Genomic DNA, 18,951 nt, shown 5'->3' with positions numbered 1-18,951 from the left:
TCGGTGGTGTTCGCTCCGATCGGCCCGAGCGCGTGCGGTACTGGCAGCGCGAGCGCTCAGTCCCTGCTGGCGCCGTCGGGCCAGACCACGGTGACGGGCAGTCCGCGGTCGCGGGCCGCGGCGACGACGTCGGCGGTGCCGCCGAACCCGCGTGCCGGTTGGCCGTCCCCCACGGCGATGAGCTCGTCGGTCATGTCGAGCATGGTTTCGCTCGCGTTCATGTGGGACTGCTCGGTGGACTCCACGTGGTCGAGGCGGACCACGTCGGTGGCTTGTTCGAACAGTGCGTCGTAGGTGGCGTGGTGCTCGGCCGGAAGCCCGTCGCGGTACTCCGCGGCGGGCACGATTGCGGTCAGGCTGCCGCCGCGGTCGAGGACGGCTCGGGCGAACTGCGAGTCGGCACCGTCGGCCAGGCAGCTCAACCCGACGAGCTCGCTGCAGCCGGCGATGATCTGCCGCAACTCGCGGTCGACGGCCTCGGCGGTGGCAGTCGGAAGGCCCTGGTGTCCTGTGATGGCGAGACGGGTCACCATTCCTCCTCGCGGTAGAGGTCGAGGAGCTGCGAGCATCGCCCGGCCACGACGGCCGAGCTCGGCGCCCTCCTGCGATCGTTGCACGCGCTCAGCCTGCCGACGCACCCGAAGCTGCCCCGCTTCGATCCCTTCGCCGGGCTCGACGAGCGCGTTGCCGCAGCCCAGCAGCTGCCCAGCGACGACCGAGACTGGTTGGTGGGCTGGGCCTGTCGTTACTCGGTAGGTGGGAGTAGTGGGCTGCCTTCCCAACGCTGGAAGATGAGGTTGGTGTGTACGAGGGCAACTTCGTCCCGGGCGGTGAATTCGTCGAGGACGAGCCGTTGCAGGGCGTCGGCGCTTTCCGCGGCCACGTGCACGAGGAAGTCGTCAGGACCTGTGAGGTGGTAGAGCTCGCGGGTTTCCGGTTGGGACAGCACGTGTTCGACGAATGGATCGACTAACGGACGCCGGTGGGGCTGCACGCGGATGGAGAGCAGCGCTTGCAGGGGCCTGCCGAGCTTCTCGGCGTCGACCTTGACGCCGTAGCCGAGGATGACCCCGACTTCACGGAGCCTGTTGACGCGGTCCAGGCAGGTTGAGGCGGCGATGCCGACCGTAGCGGCCAGGTCCTTGTTGGGGAGTCGGGCGTTGTTCTGCAAGACTGCCAGGATCTGCAGGTCAACCGGATCTAGTTTGACTGATTGAGGCATCATCCGAACTCTACACGGAGATGCTATTCCCTTGCTGCTTCTTTGGCGAGACTGGTGTTCCGCCGTTTTGGTGATTTCCGCTTCCGCACTGCATGGGACGCTTATGATCGCACATCTACCCGTCTTCGTTGCGACGACCTTGTTGATGCTGGTGGTGCCTGGCCCTGACTTCGTGGTGGTCACACGTAACGCCGTCACCGGCGATCGGCGCCAGGGGTACTTCACCGTCGTGGGCATCTGCACTGGGTTGGCCTTCTTGACGCTGGTGGCGGCCAGTGGTCTCGCCGCGGTCGTGGCCGCCAACACCGTGATGCTCATGGTCTTGCGTGTCCTGGGAGGCAGTTATCTGGTGTTGTTGGGTGGGATGCTGGTGGTTTCGGCATGGCGGCGGCGACGGCACCCGGAGGCCGACTTGACCCCACCGCGCAGCACCGGATCACCGGCAGTGCAGGGATTTCTCAACAACGTGCTGAACCCAAAAGCTCTGATCTATTATCTGACGTTCATGCCGCAGTTCCTGGTCCCGGGAACACCGGTGTTCGCTCAGACGTTGGTCATGGGGGCTGTCGTGATGGTGTGCGCGGCGAGCTGGTGGACACTGTATGTCACGGCGATCGGTTTGTTGGGCGCGGCGCTGACCCGAACTTCGGTACGTTCGGCCATCGACGTGGGAGCGGGAGCTGCTCTCGGTGGTCTGGGCGCCGTGGCCTTGTTCGGTGGCCTGTGATTCTTCGGAGCTTCGCGGTGCTGTGTTCATGCGGACGACCCGGTGGAGAACGAAACCCGTGACCTCCACCTGGTGTTGTGTTCGGTGAGGTTGCTGACAGCAGTGTCAGCTCTCGTTGAAGGCCAGCTTCGGGATGGGCTCTACCCGGGCGACGTAGTGGGCGGTTTCTTCGTGGTTGGTCGAGCGTGCGAGCTCAGCGAAGCCATCCCGGAAGAGCAGTCGCATTCGTGTGGGCCTCCGGGCAGGCGCACTCACGAGTTCGCCGGTGGCCTTGGCCGTGTGGACGAGTTTGGGGATGTCGTAGGCGTATTCCCGTTCGACTGCCCAGAAGTGCAATGCCTCGGTTTCAATCAGCTGGGCATCACCCAGTCCGCGCTTGTCGGGGGAAGGCAGGGGACGGGTGTCGAGGTCGAAGCGCAGGACTTCGCCAGCTGCCTCGCGCCATGCTTCGGGCAGCGTCGGGCGCACCTGTTGGTGCCACCAGTCGAGAACGAGTCCGTCGAATTCCGGCTCCGTGAAGCAATATTCCAACGCAGGGGCCAGCGAGTCCGGGTCTGCCGTCGAGCGTTCGGCGGCCTGGGTGAGCAAGCGTGCTCCTGCTCCAGCTTGTTCGTCGACATAGTCGGCCAAGGACAGGATCGCCTCCGACTGCGTCAAGCTACCGACGGCCCGAAGCACGGGGAAAACGTTGCGTAGAACCACGTTTTCGGCCAGCAGCCGCGCCCAGAACAGGAAGCGCTGCATGCGCAGGTTTTCCTCCAGAGTGACGTCCTTGTTCGCCAGCACATACTCGAAGTCGTCGCGCTCGCCGCGCACCGTGACAAAGCCATAGAGCTCGCGACGCTCAGTGTAATCGGTGTTGGGCAACAGCAAGAGCGGGTAGGCCGCGATGCGGGAGACGTGCTTGGCCAGCTCGTCATAGCCTTCCAAGAAGGACCCGGGAGTTTCCCCAGGTGCTCCCCAGATGAGTTCGGCGTAGGCATCGAGCCCTTCTGACGCCAGCCACTCGGCCAACTCCCGCCAGTGGTTGATCTTCATGTTGCGCCGGTTCATGTTGCTCAACGTGTCGGCATCGAGAGTCTGCAAGGCCAGAGTGAAGGAGCTTTGCAGACCAGCATCACGCATCAGACGCACGATCTTGTAGAACATCGCGTTCTTGTTCTTCGCCCATGAGGTTTCCAGCGCCATCGGGTAGCCGTAACGATCCTTGACGGCGATGAGGTCCTCGACGAACTCCATGTCCTGGGGAAGCATCCCGAAGTTCGCACCGCAGAGCACGATCGTCTCTGCCTTGGCTTGGGCGAGAGTCTCCAGCTCCTGGCGTAACCGCTCGCGGGAGAACGCGCGAACCTTCTGGCCCACGGCCCCGCCCCAGAAGCAGAACGCGCAGTGATACGGGCAGCCTCGGTTGGTCTCCAGCAAGGCGACGTCGTAGCGGAAGTTTCCGGCGTCGTCGAGCAAGGGGATCGCGCCGGTCAGGATCGGTGAGGGAATCTCATCGAGGTCGGTGATGCGGTCTCGCGCTTGGGTCGTCACCAGTTGGCCGTGGTTGTCCTGGTAGGAAATGTCTTCGATACCGAAGTAGTCTTCCTCAGCCAGTACTGCATGGAGGATATTACGGAACGTGAACTCGCCCTCGCCGTTGACCACCACATCAACGGCCTGGCAGTGGCGGAACACGCGTTCGGCCTGGTTGGCGACATGGTTACCTCCGAAAACGATCACGGTCTGCGGGTTTGCCTGCTTGACCGCCTCGGCGACTGCAGAGAACTGGTGGACGTTCCACCCCAGCACAGAGAACCCAACGACATCCGGGACGCCTTCGTGCAGAAGTCGGATCGCCATGTCGATGGGCGTGACATTGCCCGGGAAGTTCTCGATGGAGACCTGACACTCCTTGCCGAGCCGTGCATCGTCGGTCACGGACGCTGCCAAGTACCCGGCCGCAAGAGGCATGGACTCCTTGGACATGTGCCAGACGCCTTGCTGAACGAGCTTCACCGTAAGCACCAGCGATAATCCAATCGGTACGAGCGTATTGAGCGCACGGTCTTCGCGCGCTGGACGGAACGTGCCATTGAGAACGAACAGAGCTTGACAATTGTTCTGGAGGTGCCTCAGTGCGCCCGCGAACAACGGCACGACGCATTGCCGGGACAGCTCTGTCCCGCCCCCGAGTTGCGGCACCACTTTTCAGTGTTGGGAGTCGTGATGTCAACAGCTTGCGTCGCGTCTTGAAATTAACGCTCGAATGGACTAGTTCAGGGTGCAGATCCCCCTTGGGGTGGCTGTCGTTAGGTGAAGCGAACAGCGTCCGGGTTTCCTCCTCCGAAGGATGGGATTTTCGGATTCTGTTCGCCGTTGAGGGAGCTTCGGCGAATCCTCTCCGAAGGGAGTGGCGCGGTGCACGGTGATCCCCCCACACTACTCGCACAACCAAAGAGCCCCGTCACCTTCGAACGCCGCGATCAGCACGTCTGCGGCTCGTCGTTGCTGTCTCCCAGGAGAGTCCCCAGATGCCCCCTAGCGCCCCGGATCCGACCCAGTCCACCAGCGGCCACTCCACCAGCTCCTCAACGGTCGTCGAGAAGCTGTGCGTGCTCGTCATCGATGAGGAGATTCCTCGCTGGCTGGCCGCCAACACCACGGCCGTATTGGGTGTCGCGCTCGGGGCGCACGGCATGATCCAGGCGGGTCCAGAACTTCAGGACGTCGACGGGCACTACCACCCCGGCATCGGAACGAGCCCCCTGCCTGTGCTCGGTGCCTCTCGGGAGGAACTTCCCGCTCTTCGGCTTAAAGCAATAGAATCAAATATCACAGTGATTGACTTTAATGATGCGGCACGAAATAGTCGCTCCTATGGTGAATACGAGCAGCGGCTCCAGGTGGGTCCGGTCGGCTATCTCGGCCTCGCGCTATTTGGTGCACGCAAAGCAGTGAAGTCGGTGTCGGGAAACCTCAAAAGTCTTCGGTGATTTGTTGTGTCACCTCGTGGGTGCACATGGTACGCCCCGATTGGAGAAGCAGGATCAGCAGCATGACCCAGAAAAAATGGATTACATTCCTGACGGACTACGGATTAGAGAATAAGTTCATCGGCGTGTGCCACGGCGTCATCGCCCGAATAGCGCCGGAATCGCGGATTCTGGATGTTACTCACCTGGTGCCGCGCGGCGACGTTCGACACGGTGCTGAAATTTTCCGACAGGCTATTCCGTACCTGCCCGAAGCCGTCCATCTGATCGTGGTCGACCCCGGGGTGGGTACCCCGCGCAAGCCTGTCGTGCTCGTAGTTGGTGAGCAATTGATGGTGGGACCGGACAACGGTCTACTCCTTCGAGCGGCCGAAGAACTGGGCGGGGTAGACGCCGCCTACGTGCTCGACGATCCGCGGTTCCAGCTCGATGGGGTTTCGAACACCTTCCACGGTCGCGACATCTTTGCTCCAGCAGCCGCGCATCTAGCCGCCGGGGCAGCACCCGAGGAATTCGGTGCCCAGGTTCCGGTCGCCGACCTTGTGCGCATCCCCGCTCCAGTCCGTCGCCAAGACGACGACGTCTTCCACGGTGAAGTCGTCGTCGAAGACCGCTTCGGCAACCTCCAGACCTCGCTGGACTCAGGTTTCCTGCACACCGGAGGGATCGCAGAGGGGGCCAAGCTCGAAGTGTCCTCCGGCGATCGGACCGCCACGGTCCCCTTCGTGAAGACATTCGGCAGTGTCGCCGAGGGCGAACCGCTCGCCCACATCGACTCCGCGGACCGACTTGCGATCGCCGTCAACCTCGGCAATGCTGCCGGAATGTTCTCCCTGCACGAGGGCGACACGTTCACATTAAAGCGCTGCTGAGGCACTTCCGAGCGCGAACAGCTGCCTTCGGCAGCGAGCTCGTGGGCGGGACCGACGTGCCACGGACCCGCCCACGAGGCCCCACTCCGCCACAGTGAAGTCTTGCTCGGATCCACCGCCTGGGTGCGCCTGTGAAAGGGTCGCAGACCTCGGAGGGTGCTTCATGAGTGATGGATACCTTGTCTCGGCCGAACGATGCTCCAGCTCCGGCGCGTAACGCTTGAACTGCAGCAACGGCAAAATGCTCCTCCTGCGTCCGTGGGAGGGGGACAACGCCGACTGCACGGGGGTCGATGAGTCACGCTGGCGTGTCCGCACCTGCTCACGACACCGGTATCCCAGTTGGAGTTCTGTGGCCGGCACGAGCGTGGGGATTCGGTTCGACTCGCCCCTCCGACACGGTGAAATCCCCACACTGTGAGGGTTCGGGTTGCCCTGGACTTTCGCGGTGTGGGTTTCTTTGTGGTAGGTGATCGTGAGTCCGAGGCGTGGTAGGCGGACGCCTTGGTCTCGGAGGGTGCCTGCTGGAGAGTGCGGGTGGCTTCGCGGCAGGCTCGAAACAGCGTGTTGACCGTCTCGGGTTCGGGTTGAGCCGTGGGTTGGTGGTAGCGCAGGATCGCGTGCGCTTTGGCTTTTTCTGCTTCGGCGTCGGTGATCCACTGGCCGATGGTTTCGGGGCTGGCGCCGTTGTCGAGGGCGTGGCGGTACTGGGTGAGTTGCGGTCGCACTGCTGCAGAGTCTGACGCGCGTTGGAGGCGGGGGTGCTGTCGGTGTGCTCGCGGTGGGCGGCTTCGGTAAGGCGTTGCAGGGTGGCGTGCCGGTGGGACTCGTCGAAGAGCGTGGCCAGCCACTGGTCGAGGTCGGGCAGCACGTCGATTTCGCGGACGTAGACGTTGCGCGGGTGGTTGAGCGTGTTGGCCAGTGCGTATTCCTGGGGGTAGCGGCATCGGTAGTAGGCGCGGCCGTGGTTGTACTGGCCCTGCATCCTCCGGTGGCAGCAGGTGTAGTAGACCAGTCCCTTGAGCTAGGTGTTGGCCGAGCGGTTCGGTTTGCGCACCGCGGTGGTGCGTTTCGGTGCGTGGTACATGGTCGCGGCCTGGCGGAACGTGTCGATGGCGATCAGGCCGGGGTGGGCGGGCTGGTCTGACCAGACCCACTCGTCGGCGGGGTTCCAGGTTTGGCGGCTGTGGTGGCCGAGTGAGACGTCGTCGACGTCGACGAGGACTTCTTTCTTGCGTTGTTTGTTCCAGACTTGGTGGCCGGTGTAGCGCGGGTTGAGCAGGATGGCGCGCACGGCGCCTTTGGGCCAGGCGGTGCCGGAGCGGTGCGTGTTGCGGGCGGGGTCGTGAGCGCTGGGCTGGGGACACCGTCGCGGGTGAGTCCTTCGGCGATGGCGTAGATGCCGTGGCCCGAGCAGCACTCGTCGAAGATCCGCTGGACGACGGGGGCGGTGTCGGGGTCGGGTGCGAGTTGGTGCAGACGTTTGCCTTCGGCGGCCTTGCCGGGGTTGGGATGCGCTCCTGCGGCGATGAGACGGTAGCCGTAGGGCGGGCGGCCGCCGAGGTAGCGGCCTTCGAGCTGGGACTGCGAGCTCATAGCGGTGCGGACGCGCACCTTGATCCGGTTGCGTTCACCCTTGGACATGCCGCCGAACGCACCCGTGATCAACTCGTGGGCTTCGGAGGCGGGATCGATGGCTCCGCCGACCTCGGGCACCCAGATGCTGACGCCGTAGTGCTCGAACAGCGGGAAGACCAGGCTGTGCTGCCGGGTGCTGGCCGCGCTCGAAGCCCTCTGGCGCACCTGCTCCTGACCTCTCCGGGCTGCCCGATCAATGGTGCTTCCGGCGGCGTCGATCAGCGGGTTCCGGGAGCGACCAACGGTCACCGAGGGTGACCCCGAACCCGTTGGCGATCGGCTTCCACGGTCCGTACCACCACCCACTCAAGTCATAATGTATTGACAAATGAGGTGCAGTCCAGTAGACATCCGGGTACGGCATGCAGGGCGTCCGCACCGCCGCGGGCGCCGTTCCACCCAACTCGGAGGCTCGACATGGCTGACGGCTTCGACGTGCTCACGATCGGCCGGATCGGAGTGGACATCTACCCCCAGCAAGTGGGCGTGGGCCTGGCGGACGTCGAGTCGTTCGGCAAGTTCCTCGGCGGGACGGCGACCAACGTGGCGGTGGCCGGGTCGCGCCTGGGACACCGCACCGCGGTCATCAGCCGCACCGGTGCCGACCCGTTCGGCGAGTACATCCACCGCCAGCTGCGCGAGTTCGGCGTCGACGACCGCTTCGTCGCCGCGGTGCAGCAGTACCCGACCCCGGTCACCTTCTGCGAGCTGTTCCCGCCGGACGACTTCCCGCTGCACTTCTACCGGTACCCGAAGGCGCCGGACATGGAGATCCACCCCGAGGAGCTCGACCTCGACGCGATCGCCCGGGCGCGGATCTTCTGGATGACCGGCACCGGCCTGTCCGACGAACCGAGCCGCACGGCCACCCTGCAGGCCCTGCGGCACCGCGCCAAGTCCGGGACCACCGTCTTCGACCTCGACTGGCGGCCCATGTTCTGGACCGACCACGACGAGGCCCGCAGCTTCTACCGCGAGGCGCTGCAGCACGTGACCGCCGCTGTCGGCAACCTCGACGAGGTGGAGCGCGCCGTCGGCTCGCGCGATCCCGAAGAAGCCGCGGACCTGCTGCTCGAGGCCGGCGTGGAACTCGCCGTCATCAAGCAGGGCCCGGACGGCGTGCTCGCGCGCACCAGCACCGACCGCGCCGTCGCGCCACCGGTGCCGGTGGACGTCGTCAACGGGCTCGGCGCGGGCGACGCCTTCGGCGGTGCCCTGTGCCACGGGCTGCTGTCCGGCTGGGACCTCGAGCGGACCATGCGCTTCGCCAACGCCGCCGGCGCCTTGGTCGCCTCCCGCCTGGCCTGCTCCTCCGCCATGCCCTCCGAGTCCGAAGTGGACGATCTTCTGGCACGTGCGCTGCCGAACAGCCCGGCCGGATCGTCGGTCTGACCGAAAGGCTTCCACAGTGACTGCACTGAGCATCCCCGAACTCACCGCCGTGCGGGCGCAGCGCCCCGAGGCCGTGGCCGAGGCGGCCTCCCGGCGCGCTCGCCGCGACCTGCTCGGTGAGCGCGGGCAGCTGATGATCGTGGCCGCCGACCACCCCGCGCGCGGTGCGCTGGCCGCGGGTCACGACGCCCTGGCCATGGCCGATCGCGCCGACCTGCTGCAGCGGCTGTGCACCGCGCTGGAGCGCCCCGGCGTCGACGGCGTGCTCGGCACCGCCGACGTCCTCGAGGACCTGCTGCTCATGGGGGCGCTGGAGAACAAGCTCGCCATCGGTTCGATGAACCGCGGCGGGATCGCCGGGGCCTCCTTCGAACTGGACGACCGGTTCACCGGGCACCGCCCCGAGGACATCGAACGGCTGCGGTTCGACGCCGGCAAGCTGTTGCTGCGCATCGCCCCGGACGACGCCGGCACGCTGAACACCCTCACCGGTACCGCCGACGCCATCAACGAGATGTCCCGCCGCGGCCTGATGACCATGGTCGAGCCGTTCATGAGCAGCCGCATCGACGGCAAGGTGCGCAACGACGTGACCGCCGAGGGCGTGGCCCGCGCGATCGCCATCGCCTCCGGCCTCGGCGGCACCTCGGCGCACACCTGGCTGAAAGTCCCCGTCACCGACGACGTCGACACCGTCGAGACCGCACTGGCCGCCACCACGCTGCCGACGGTGCTGCTCGGCGGCGACGTGAGCACCGACCCGGAGGCGACGTACGAGCGGTGGCGCCGCGCCCTGCGGATCCCCACGGTCCGCGGGCTCGTCGTGGGACGCACGTTGTTGTACCCGCACGACGGCGACGTGACCAAAGCGGTGGACACCGCGGTGAACCTGCTCTGAACCCGAAGGAGCCGACGTTGACCGACCAACAGCACTACCTGCCCGCCGGATCCGCGGCGCGGCACCCGTACTCCGCCCACGTCGACCCGGACTCGGCCGGCTGGGGCTACTCCTCGCTGCGCGTGCTCGAACTCGCCCCGGGCCAGGAGCACGAGTACGCCACCGGCGACAGCGAGTGGATCATCCTGTCGCTGTCCGGCGGCTGCACCGTCGAGTGCGACGGGCAGGTGCACGACATCGCCGGCCGCGGCAGCGTGTTCACCGGCGTCAGCGACTTCGTCTACGTCCCGCGCGACGCGCAGGTGCGCGTGCGCAGTTCCGGTGGCGGGCGGTTCGCGCTCACCGGGGCGCGCTGCGACAACCGCCTGCCCGTGCGGTACGGCCCGGCCTCGGACGTGCCCGTCGAGCTGCGCGGTGCGGGCCAGTCCAGCCGCCAGGTGAACAACTTCGGCGCGGCGCACGTGTTCGAGGCCGACAAGCTCATCGCCGTCGAAGTGCTCACCCCCGCCGCCAACTGGTCGTCGTTCCCGCCGCACAAGCACGACGAGGAACGCGAGGGCGAAGCCGCGCTCGAGGAGATCTACTACTTCGAGATCGCCGAGGCGGGCGGCACGCCGGGGATGGGCTACCAGCGCGTCGCCCCGTCCGGGCCCGGCAGCACCACCGACGTGCTCGCCGAGGTGCGCACCGGCGACGTGGTGCTCATCCCGGACGGCTGGCACGGTCCCTCGATGGCCGTTCCCGGCTACGACATGTACTACCTCAACGTGATGGCCGGCCCGTCGCCGGAGCGCGTGTGGCGGATCTGCGACGACCCGGCGCACGCCTGGGTGCGCGACACGTGGGCACAGCAGGACGTCGATCCGCGGCTGCCGCTCTACCGGGCGCCGCAGGAGACCGGAGTGGAGGGACGATGAGCACGCAGCGTCTGACGGTCGCGCAAGCCCTGGTCCGGTTCCTCGCGAACCAGCACGTCGAACGCGACGGGGTGCGCGAGCGGTTCATCGCGGGGTGCTGGGGCATCTTCGGGCACGGCAACGTCGGCGGCATGGGCCAGGCCCTGCTCGAGCAGCGGGACGAGCTGCCCTACCTGCAGGGCCGCAACGAGCAGGCGATGGTGCACGCGGCCGTCGGCTACGCCCGCCAGAGCAACCGCCTGTCCACCTACGCGTGCACCACCTCCATCGGCCCCGGCGCGACGAACCTCGTCACCGGCGCGGCGCTGGCGACCATCAACCACCTGCCGGTGCTGCTGCTGCCCGGCGACGTGTTCGCCACCCGCCGCGTCGACCCCGCGCTGCAGCAGCTGGAGGCGCCGCACGCCGGCGACGTCTCCGTCAACGACTGCCTGCGCCCGGTGTCCCGGTACTTCGACCGCGTGTGGCGGCCGGAAGCGCTCGTCCCCGCCGCGCTCGAGGCGATGCGCGTGCTCACCGACCCGGTCGAGACCGGTGCGGTCACGCTGGCGCTGCCGCAGGACGTGCAGGCCGAGGCCCACGACTGGTCGGAGGAGTTCTTCGCCGAACGCGTCTGGACGGTCCCCCGGCCCGCGCCCGACCCGCGGGCGGTCCGCACCGCCGCCGAACGCATCCGCGCGGCCGAACGCCCGCTGATCATCGCCGGGGGAGGGGCGCACCACGCCGCCGCGGAGGAGCAGCTGCGGCACTTCGCCGAAACCACCGGCATCCCCGTGGCCTCCACGCAGGCCGGTCGGGGAGCGCTGCGGTTCGACCACCCCAACGAGCTCGGGTCGATCGGGCACACCGGCACCGCCGTCTCCGACGACATCGCGCGTCGGGCCGACCTCGTCATCGGCGTCGGCACGCGGTACTCCGACTTCACCACGGCCTCGCGGACCCTGTTCGCCAACCCCGAGGTGCGGTTCGTCAACATCAACATCACCGGTGCGGACGCCCACAAGCAGTCCGCCGCACCGGTGATCGGCGACGCGCGCACCGCGCTGGAGGCGCTGGCCGTACAGCTGGACGACTACCGAGTTTCCGCGGACTACGTCTCCGAGTACCGCGCGGGCGCGCGCCGGTGGGCCGAGGTGGTCGACGCGGCCACCCGCAGCGCCGGTGGTGCGGAACGGCCCGGTCAGGCCGAGGTGCTCGGTGCGCTCGACGACGTGGTCGCCGATCGGGACGTGGTCGTCAACGCCGCCGGGTCGATGCCGGAGGACCTCAACAAGCTCTGGCGCGCCCGCGACGTGCGGCAGTACCACGTCGAATACGGCTACTCCTGCATGGGCTACGAGATCCCCGCCGCGATCGGCGCGCGGCTGGCCGACGACACCCGCGAGGTGTTCGCCCTCGTCGGTGACGGCACCTACCTGATGGCACCCACCGAACTGGTCACGGCCGTGCAGGAAGGGATCAAGATCACGCTCGTGCTCGTGCAGAACCACGGCTACGCCTCCATCGGCGGTCTGTCCGGCAAGGTCGGCGCCGGCGGGTTCGGCACCGAGTACCGCTACCGCGACTCCGACGGGCTGTTCACCGGCCAACCCCTGCCGGTGGACCTGGCCGCCAACGCGGAGAGCCTGGGGTTGCAGGTGCTGCGGGCGGACACCGTGGACGAACTGCGGCAGGCGCTTGCGGCGGCGCGGTCCGCCACCGCACCGACAGCGGTGTACGTGGAAACCGACCCGCGCAAGACCCAGCTGCCGCCGGAGGCGTGGTGGGACGTGCCGGTGGCCGAGATCTCCGCGCTGGATTCGACGCAGCAGGCGCGCAAGCACTACGAACAGCAGCGACAGCACCAGCGGCACCACCTGTGATCGCCACGCGCCGGGGCGCACCGGGCGTCCCGGCGGTCCGGGCGTCCCGGCGGCCACGGCGCTGGCGAGCCCGGACCTGCGGCAGCTCCGGGACGCAGCGGTACCGGTGCCGGCCGTGCGCGTCAGCCGCGCTGCTGTCCCTTCTGCACGGCCTCGCGGGCGCGGCGTTGCTCCTCCCGGTAACCGTAGGCCGCCTGCCGCACCGCGCCGTCGGACTCCAGGCTCGATCCCAGCGCCCCGGCCACGACACCCATCGTGGCGAACCCCCACGCCAGGTTGACGTAGGTGCCCGCTCCGGGCGCGTGCAGCAGATTGCTCGCCAGCACCGCGGGCGGTAGGAGGAACCACGCCGCGCCGATGTTGACGAGGAACAGGCCGACGTACATGGTGCCGACACCGAGGCCGAGCGTGAGCAGCGTCGATCCGTTGTACAGCGCCGCGAGGCGGCGGAACCCGGCGCTGCGGCGACGTCCCCGCTCCCACAGGCCGTGCGCGGCCACGAGCCAGAACACCAGCAGTGCCACGGAGAACACCGAGCTCAGCAGCTGACGTTGCGGGCTCAGGTTGTCCGCGATCATCCAGATGGTGGTCGACGACAGCCCGAACGCGCTCGTGGCGATCGCCGCGGCCAGCGCGCTCGACAGTCCGAACACCAGCTGCCACGGGCGGTTCGTGCGCACCATGCCGAACATCAGCCGCAGCCACCCGCGCGTCCGCGTCCCGGTGTAGCGGACGGCCGAGGTCTCCGACAGCTGCGTGCGGTGCACCGGTGCGAGGAGGTCCGTCAACCGGCTGGACAGCCGGTGCTCGCCGGAAACCTTCCCGTCCCGGGGTTCCGCGACGAGGTCGTCGAGCAGCTGCCGCAGCATCTGCCGCATGCGCCGGTGCGGCTGCAGTCCGCCGAGGGCGGGAAGCGACACCAGCGCCACCGCGCGCTCCGGGCTCGCGGTCGCGACCACAGGCCGTTCCCGCAGCAACAGCGGCAGGTCCGTCAGGTACACCGCGTAGCGCCAACCCCGGTCACGGCGATGGTCGTCCACCGCGTCGAGGATCGCCGCCCGGTCGGATTCGCCGGCGCTGACCGGGGCTGAGAGCACGTCCGTTCCCCACTCGCCCCCGAGCGCCTCCGTGAGCCAGTCGGCGATCTCCGCGGCGAGGCGATCGGCGACGTGGGTCGGCATGTCCGGGTCGGCCACGAGGCCCAGGACCTCCGCGGCGGCGGAACCCGCTTGCTCGTGCGACTCCGGCGCCGTACCGAGGTCCCCGGCGTCTTGATTCCCGGCGCTTTGGTCTTCGACCGCGGCAGTTCCGACCCGGGCCTTCCCGTCCCGCACCTGATCGACCTCGAGCTCCGCCGCCTCCGCCTGCCCGCGCGCAGTTGTCCGGGCGACCTCACCGGACCGCTCCCGCACGGCGGAGCATCCGCCCGCGGAGGGGTGGTCACGTCCGCCGACCTCGTTCCTGCCAGCCCAGTCGTTCAATGCCAGCTCCCAACAGCTGCGACAATCATCTCGTGGAAACGGATTCGCCAGTCGTGCCCCACGCGGCGGGCAACGTACACGCGCGTGCGGCCGCTTCCGCACGAGCCCGCGACGCGCGTGGGGCGGACTGGCTGCTACCGGAACGTTGATCGCACTGAGTGAGGCACCAGGCCCGTGAACACTCCCGCCGGCGACGAGGACCGACCGCTGGATGCGCGTTCCGGCACGCAGGCGGACGGCTCCTGGGTCGGCGTGCGTCGAGGGGTGCCGCTGTTCCTGCCGGCGGAGGTCAACGAGCAGGCCGATGCGCTGCTGCGGCAGGCAGCGCAGCACGAGCCCGAACTGACCGCGCTCATGCGCGCCGTTGAGCGCCGCGTGCGCCGCCGCTGCCCGCAGGCGCGCCTCCTCGGTCCCGCCGAGGGGACGCACCGCAAGACCGAGCTGTCGCTGAAGACCAAACTCGCCGTCAAGATGCGGGAACAACCGCGGCCGGAAACCCGGCCGGTCGATCGCATCCGCGACGCGGTGCGCTACGCGTTCGTGCTCCCCGACGGGGACTACGCCGCCCTCGTGCGCTGGATCCGCGACGACCTCGCCGACTGCTTCACCGGCATCAAGTGGAAGAACGCCTGGACCGCGCACGGCTACCGCGGCATCAACTCCTCCTGGCGCGAAGCCGCGAGCGGTCAGAAGTTCGAAGTGCAGTTCCACACCCCGGCGAGCCACCGCGCCGAGGAGGACTCGCACGACCTGCACGTGGCCGAACGGCTCGGCCGGGTGCTCGCCGACCCGGACCGCACCGTCGGACACCGGCTGGCCGCGATCTACCGCACCGTGCCCACGCCTGCCGGGGCGCGCCGCCTGCAGTACCGCACCGGATCGGGGCGCAGCGGCCGTCGGCGGGTTCGCACGCCGAGCACGTCCGACGTGGAGCGGCTGGCCCGCCGCCGGCACGCCGGTCAGACCGACAAGGCCGGGCGGCCCTACACCGAGCACCTGGCCGCCGTGGTCGAAGGCGTCCGCGCGCACGGCGGTACCGCGACGCAGATCGCTGCGGCCTGGCTGCACGACGCGGTCGAGGACGACGTGATGTGCTTCGCCGAACTGGAGCGGCTCGGTCTCGCGCCGGAAGCCGTGGCCGTCGTGCGCGCGATGACCAAGCGGCCCGGTGAACAACTCGCGGACTACGCCCGCCGCATCCTCGGCACTCCTGGCGCGCTGCTGGTCAAACGGCAGGACATCGCGCACAACGCCGACCCCGCGCGGCTGTCCGCGCTCGGCGCCGGCCAGCGCCGCCGACTGACCGAGCGCTACCGCGCCATGGAGCGGCTGTTCACCGGACTCCCCGCCGACAGCCAGCAGGACTAGCTGTTCTGCCGCGTGCGGCGACCGTCGCCGCCGATCTCCTGGTGGCGTGCGCAGCCGTGCGCGCTCATGCGTTCCACGTGACGGTCAGCCCGTCACGTTCGCCGAAACGCTCCAGGTGGCGGCCGATCACGTCCTGCACGCGGGAGAGGTCCTCCGCGCTGTCGCCCACCGCGTCGAGGGCCAACTCCTCGGCCTGGCACGTCAGCAGGCACGAACCGTTGCCGCCGTCCGCGGGCAGCGTGATGCGGACGCCGCCGTCCGATTCGTCGGAGATCGTGCAGCGCTTGCCCAAGTGGGAGGCGAGCTGCTTGCGGTAACGGTCCGGGCGGTCCGTGCGGACCCGCGCATGCGCCTGCGGCATCGAACGCTCCTCACAGCAGAAGGCGGGCGCCGGAGCCGTACTCGGCCACCGCGCCCGCGGTTTCGGCATCAACTCCCGCCCAGCCTACGTTCGCCGCGCGGTCGCACGCACCGCATGCAGGGGGCGTGGACGTGTCATTGCTCGCTGTCCAGCAGCTGCATCCCGTCCGCGTCGTAGCGGTCGCCGGCGACCTGGTCCGGCGGGACGGCGCGGGTGATCGCGGAGAGCTCCTCGGCGGTCAACTCCACGTCCACCGCCTCGAGGGCCTCGTCGAGGCGGTCGCGGCGCCGCGCACCCGCCAGCGGCACGATGTCCGCGCCCTGCGCCATCACCCAGGCGATCGCCAGCTGCGCCACGCTGACGTTCCGGGAGGAGGCGATCTCGCGGAGCCGGTCGACCAGCCCCAGGTTCTGCTCCAAGTTCTCACCCGCGAACCGGGGGAAGTGACCGCGCGGATCCCGCAGCGAATCCTGCTCGCTCCAGCGGCCGGACAGCAGGCCGCGCGAAAGCACTCCGTAGGCGGTGATGCCGATGCCCAGTTCCCGGCAGGTCGGCAGGATCTCCGGTTCGATACCGCGAGAGATCACCGAGTACTCGATCTGCAGATCCGCGATGGGGCGGACCGCGGCCGCTCTGCGCAGCGTTCGCGCGCCCACTTCGGACAGTCCGATGTGGCGCACGTGGCCGGCGTCGACCATCTCGCCGATCGCGCCGACGGTGTCCTCGATCGGAACCTGCGGATCCAGCCGCGCCGGCCGGTAGATGTCCACGTGGTCGGTGCCGAGCCGCTGCAGCGTCTGCGCCAGGGAGTTCTTCACCGCTTCCGGACGGCCGTCGAAACCGATGAGCGCGCCGGCCGGATCGCGCATGGCGCCGAACTTGACGCTGATCTGCACCTCGTCCCGATCAGCGGGCCGCAGGGCCTCGCGCAGCAACAGCTCGTTGTGCCCGCTGCCGTAGAAGTCACCGGTGTCGAGCAGGGTCACGCCCGCGTCGATCGCCGCGCGCACGGTCGCCGCGCTCTCCGCGCGGTCCGCGGGCCCGTAGAAATCGGACATGCCCATCAGGCCGAGCCCGAGCGCGGACACCCGGGGCCCTGTGGAACCGAGAGTACGCCGTCGCATGCATCCACCTTCCGCGTTCGCACCACTTCCTGGCAGTCCCCGCCTACCGGACCCGGCTACCGCGGGCGGCGTTCAGACCGAACCGCGTGCCACCGTAGCGCTGGCCTCGCGGATGACCGCGACCGCTTCGTCGACGTGTTCGCGGTGACTGCGGTGGGACAGCACGCACAGCCGCAGCGTGACCCGCCCGTCCAGCACCGTGCTGGAGCAGAACGCCCTGCGGCTGCCGTTGACCCGCTCCAGCAGCGCCCGCGTCGCGGCGTCCCCGCCGCGGCTGCGGAAGACCACCGTGGACAGTTCCGGCACCTCCGGAACTTCCAGTTCGGGATCCTCCGACAGCGAGTCGTGGGCGTGTGCGGCCAGGTCGAGCTTCTCGTCGAGCGCGGCGCGGAACGCCGCCACCCCGTGCAGCTGCAACGGCAGCCACACCCGCAGTCCGCGCGTTTCCCGCGTCAGCTCGGTTCCCCGCGCGGCGTAGTCCGGCAGCGCGCCGTTGCCGACGTCCTGCAGGTAGTCCTCGGCGTCGTCCGCGCTGTGCGCGGCGGTGAGCGTGCGCGCCTCGCGCACCAGCAGCGCGCCGCACCCGTACGGCAGGAACAGGCTCTTGTGCGGGTCGAGGGAAACGGAATCCGCCCGTTCGATTCCGCTCAAACGGGTGTGACCCCGCTCGGTGAGCTGGAAGAAACCGCCGTAGCAGGCGTCGACGTGCCACCACAGGTCCTCCTCGGCTGCCAGCGCGGCCAGGTCGGACAGCGGATCGACGCTGCCCGAATTCGTGGTCCCGCCGCTGGCGACGAGCAGGAACGGCACGTACCCGGCGGCGCGGTCGGCGGCGATCATCTGCGCGGCCGCGTCGGGGTCGAGGCGCCGGCCGTCGGAGGTGGGCACCAGCCGCAGGCTCCCGGGCGGGAAGCCGGCGATGCGCGCGGCCTTGCGAACGCAGTGGTGGGCCTGCTCGGACAGGTAGATGCGCCCGCGGCGGAAGTCCGCCTCGCCGAACCGGTTCTCGCGCGCGGCCAGCACCATCGACAGCACGGCCTGCGACCCGCCGGTGGTCAGCAACCCGCCCGCCTGTTCCGGCAGTCCGAACAGCCCCGTCATCCACCGCAGCACCGAATCCTCCAACGTGACCAGGCCGGGAGCGAGATCGGAGAAGCCGGTGTAGCGGTTGAAGGTGCGGCCGAGGAGCTCGGCCACCGCCGAACTCGCCAGGCCACCACCGGGGATGTAGCCGAAGTAGCGCGGCCCGGCCGTGTCCACCCCCGAAGCAGCGGCGTCGCGCACGAGCGGCAGCAGTTCACCGAATTCCCGCGGTTGCTCCGGAGGGGCGGCGCGCAGTGCGGCCAGCACCGCCGGATCGGCCTCCTGCGCGGCCGGAGCGGAGTCCAACTCGGTGAGGAACGCATCCAGCGCCTCAGCGGCCTCGCCGAGCATCTCGGCCATCGTAGGAGTCTCCAGCTCGGCACTGCGGCTGTGCATGGCGCTTCCTTCCTGCTTCCTTACAGGGCTACTTCGGTGTGGTAGCGCGTCATCGGCGGAGAACCTACCGGACGGGACCGTTCGGCGATCATCGTCGGCGCTCCGGCTCGGCCAGCGCTTCCTGCAGCCTGTCGAGGAAGACCGCCTGTGCGGCGTTGATCTTCTCGCGGGCCGTGTCCAGGTCGAACCACGCCGCCCGGTCGACTTCGGGGAAGTGCTGCACCCGTCCGCTGCGCGGTGGCCATTCGAGCTCGAACTCGTTGCTGCGCAGAGCAGTGACGTCGAACTCGCCCGCGCGGGCCCACGCGCGGACCTCCTTGCCGCCGCGCTGGCGCACCGAACCGAGATCGAGCAGGCCGGTGTCGTCCAGCACCGCACCGGTCTCCTCGGCGAACTCGCGCGGCGCCACCTCCCGCGCCTGTTGGGCGGAGGTGTACTCGCCCTTCGGCACCGACCAGGCGTGCGCGTCCCGATTGCGCCAGAGCGGGCCGCCCGGGTGCACCAGCAGCACGCGCGTGCCCACCGGGCTGGGGGAGTAGAGCAGGATGCCCGCGGAGTATCGGCCCATCCGTTCAGGGTGCCGCCGAGACGTCGCCGGATCGAGTCGAACCGCGGCGTCGGCTCGACATCCG

Annotated in this window: 17 protein-coding genes; 8 read left to right on the top strand and 9 right to left on the bottom strand. The window is 68.7% G+C overall.

Annotated features, from left to right (window positions below; all coding sequences use genetic code 11):
• Positions 1-56: 56 nt before the first annotated feature.
• Together ACVGV2_RS10760 and ACVGV2_RS10755 are read right to left on the bottom strand one after the other, a co-directional pair.
• Positions 57-533, bottom strand: coding sequence for a hypothetical protein (locus ACVGV2_RS10760; protein ID WP_459162230.1), 477 nt, complete (start codon positions 531-533; stop codon positions 57-59).
• Positions 534-745: 212 nt separating this feature from the next.
• Positions 746-1,222 (bottom strand): Lrp/AsnC family transcriptional regulator, encoded by a 477-nt coding sequence (locus tag ACVGV2_RS10755; RefSeq protein WP_459162229.1) that lies wholly within the window; start codon positions 1,220-1,222, stop codon positions 746-748.
• Positions 1,223-1,253: 31 nt separating this feature from the next.
• On the opposite strand from ACVGV2_RS10755, the gene ACVGV2_RS10750 reads away from it, so the two are divergent.
• Complete coding sequence (locus tag ACVGV2_RS10750; protein ID WP_459155870.1) at positions 1,254-1,949, top strand: LysE family translocator; 696 nt, start codon at positions 1,254-1,256, stop codon at positions 1,947-1,949.
• A gap of 105 nt (positions 1,950-2,054) precedes the next feature.
• Here ACVGV2_RS10750 and ACVGV2_RS10745 read toward each other — a convergent pair whose 3' ends face one another.
• Complete coding sequence (locus ACVGV2_RS10745; protein ID WP_459162228.1) at positions 2,055-4,136, bottom strand: KedN5 family methylcobalamin-dependent radical SAM C-methyltransferase; 2,082 nt, start codon at positions 4,134-4,136, stop codon at positions 2,055-2,057.
• A gap of 410 nt (positions 4,137-4,546) precedes the next feature.
• Here ACVGV2_RS10745 and ACVGV2_RS10740 point away from each other — a divergent pair, with 410 nt between their 5' ends.
• Together ACVGV2_RS10740 and ACVGV2_RS10735 are read left to right on the top strand one after the other, a co-directional pair.
• Entirely contained in the window at positions 4,547-4,927 is a 381-nt protein-coding gene (locus tag ACVGV2_RS10740; protein WP_459155868.1) for a DUF2000 domain-containing protein, read from the top strand.
• 62 nt (positions 4,928-4,989) lie between these two features.
• Positions 4,990-5,799 (top strand): SAM hydrolase/SAM-dependent halogenase family protein, encoded by an 810-nt coding sequence (locus ACVGV2_RS10735; protein WP_459155867.1) that lies wholly within the window; start codon positions 4,990-4,992, stop codon positions 5,797-5,799.
• 1,024 nt (positions 5,800-6,823) lie between these two features.
• On the opposite strand, the gene ACVGV2_RS10730 is transcribed toward ACVGV2_RS10735, so the two are convergent.
• Positions 6,824-7,093, bottom strand: coding sequence for a recombinase family protein (locus tag ACVGV2_RS10730; protein ID WP_459155866.1), 270 nt, complete (start codon positions 7,091-7,093; stop codon positions 6,824-6,826).
• A 761-nt stretch (positions 7,094-7,854) separates the two neighbouring features.
• On the opposite strand from ACVGV2_RS10730, the gene iolC reads away from it, so the two are divergent.
• Genes iolC through iolD form a run of 4 tightly spaced genes read left to right on the top strand, consistent with a single transcriptional unit; the run spans position 7,855 to position 12,506 of the window.
• Entirely contained in the window at positions 7,855-8,829 is a 975-nt protein-coding gene (iolC, locus tag ACVGV2_RS10725; protein WP_459155865.1) for a 5-dehydro-2-deoxygluconokinase, read from the top strand.
• A gap of 16 nt (positions 8,830-8,845) precedes the next feature.
• Positions 8,846-9,727, top strand: a complete 882-nt coding sequence (locus ACVGV2_RS10720) for a Cgl0159 family (beta/alpha)8-fold protein (protein WP_459162227.1) — start codon at positions 8,846-8,848, stop codon at positions 9,725-9,727.
• Positions 9,728-9,744: 17 nt separating this feature from the next.
• Positions 9,745-10,644 carry a 5-deoxy-glucuronate isomerase gene (gene iolB, locus ACVGV2_RS10715; RefSeq protein WP_459162226.1) on the top strand — a complete coding sequence of 300 codons (900 nt, stop codon included), beginning with the start codon at positions 9,745-9,747 and terminating at the stop codon, positions 10,642-10,644.
• Positions 10,641-12,506, top strand: a complete 1,866-nt coding sequence (gene iolD, locus ACVGV2_RS10710; protein ID WP_459162225.1) for a 3D-(3,5/4)-trihydroxycyclohexane-1,2-dione acylhydrolase (decyclizing) — start codon at positions 10,641-10,643, stop codon at positions 12,504-12,506. The genes iolB and iolD overlap by 4 nt, the downstream gene beginning before the upstream one ends.
• Positions 12,507-12,628: 122 nt before the next feature.
• Here the strand turns inward: iolD and ACVGV2_RS10705 are convergent, their stop codons facing one another.
• The gene (locus ACVGV2_RS10705) at positions 12,629-13,987 is read right to left on the bottom strand and encodes a hypothetical protein (protein WP_459162224.1); all 1,359 of its coding nucleotides are present in this window, start codon (positions 13,985-13,987) and stop codon (positions 12,629-12,631) included.
• 174 nt (positions 13,988-14,161) lie between these two features.
• Here ACVGV2_RS10705 and ACVGV2_RS10700 point away from each other — a divergent pair, with 174 nt between their 5' ends.
• Positions 14,162-15,355 carry an HD domain-containing protein gene (locus tag ACVGV2_RS10700; RefSeq protein WP_459162223.1) on the top strand — a complete coding sequence of 398 codons (1,194 nt, stop codon included), beginning with the start codon at positions 14,162-14,164 and terminating at the stop codon, positions 15,353-15,355.
• Positions 15,356-15,419: 64 nt separating this feature from the next.
• Here ACVGV2_RS10700 and ACVGV2_RS10695 read toward each other — a convergent pair whose 3' ends face one another.
• The 4 genes from ACVGV2_RS10695 to ACVGV2_RS10680 form a co-directional block, all read right to left on the bottom strand.
• On the bottom strand, positions 15,420-15,716 hold the full coding sequence (locus ACVGV2_RS10695; RefSeq protein ID WP_459162222.1) for a DUF2218 domain-containing protein: 297 nt from the start codon (positions 15,714-15,716) through the stop codon (positions 15,420-15,422).
• Positions 15,717-15,850: 134 nt separating this feature from the next.
• Positions 15,851-16,840, bottom strand: a complete 990-nt coding sequence (locus ACVGV2_RS10690) for an aldo/keto reductase (protein ID WP_459162221.1) — start codon at positions 16,838-16,840, stop codon at positions 15,851-15,853.
• Between the two features lie 72 nt (positions 16,841-16,912).
• On the bottom strand, positions 16,913-18,319 hold the full coding sequence (locus ACVGV2_RS10685) for a pyridoxal phosphate-dependent decarboxylase family protein (RefSeq protein WP_459162220.1): 1,407 nt from the start codon (positions 18,317-18,319) through the stop codon (positions 16,913-16,915).
• Between the two features lie 88 nt (positions 18,320-18,407).
• Positions 18,408-18,887, bottom strand: a complete 480-nt coding sequence (locus ACVGV2_RS10680) for an NUDIX domain-containing protein (RefSeq protein ID WP_459162219.1) — start codon at positions 18,885-18,887, stop codon at positions 18,408-18,410.
• Positions 18,888-18,951: the final 64 nt, after the last annotated feature.

Source organism: Bounagaea algeriensis (genome assembly GCF_054491375.1).
This window is presented reverse-complemented; position numbering and strand designations above follow the sequence as displayed.

Excerpts from the sequence above, each read along its gene's own strand:
- iolD (WP_459162225.1), top strand. The coding sequence starts at position 10,641 with ATGAGCACGCAGCGTCTGACGGTCGCGCAAGCCCTGGTCCGGTTCCTC.
- ACVGV2_RS10760 (WP_459162230.1), bottom strand. The coding sequence starts at position 533 with ATGGTGACCCGTCTCGCCATCACAGGACACCAGGGCCTTCCGACTGCC.
- ACVGV2_RS10680 (WP_459162219.1), bottom strand. The coding sequence starts at position 18,887 with ATGGGCCGATACTCCGCGGGCATCCTGCTCTACTCCCCCAGCCCGGTG.
- ACVGV2_RS10685 (WP_459162220.1), bottom strand. The coding sequence starts at position 18,319 with ATGCACAGCCGCAGTGCCGAGCTGGAGACTCCTACGATGGCCGAGATG.
- ACVGV2_RS10690 (WP_459162221.1), bottom strand. The coding sequence starts at position 16,840 with ATGCGACGGCGTACTCTCGGTTCCACAGGGCCCCGGGTGTCCGCGCTC.
- iolC (WP_459155865.1), top strand. The coding sequence starts at position 7,855 with ATGGCTGACGGCTTCGACGTGCTCACGATCGGCCGGATCGGAGTGGAC.
- ACVGV2_RS10695 (WP_459162222.1), bottom strand. The coding sequence starts at position 15,716 with ATGCCGCAGGCGCATGCGCGGGTCCGCACGGACCGCCCGGACCGTTAC.
- ACVGV2_RS10735 (WP_459155867.1), top strand. The coding sequence starts at position 4,990 with ATGACCCAGAAAAAATGGATTACATTCCTGACGGACTACGGATTAGAG.
- ACVGV2_RS10755 (WP_459162229.1), bottom strand. The coding sequence starts at position 1,222 with ATGCCTCAATCAGTCAAACTAGATCCGGTTGACCTGCAGATCCTGGCA.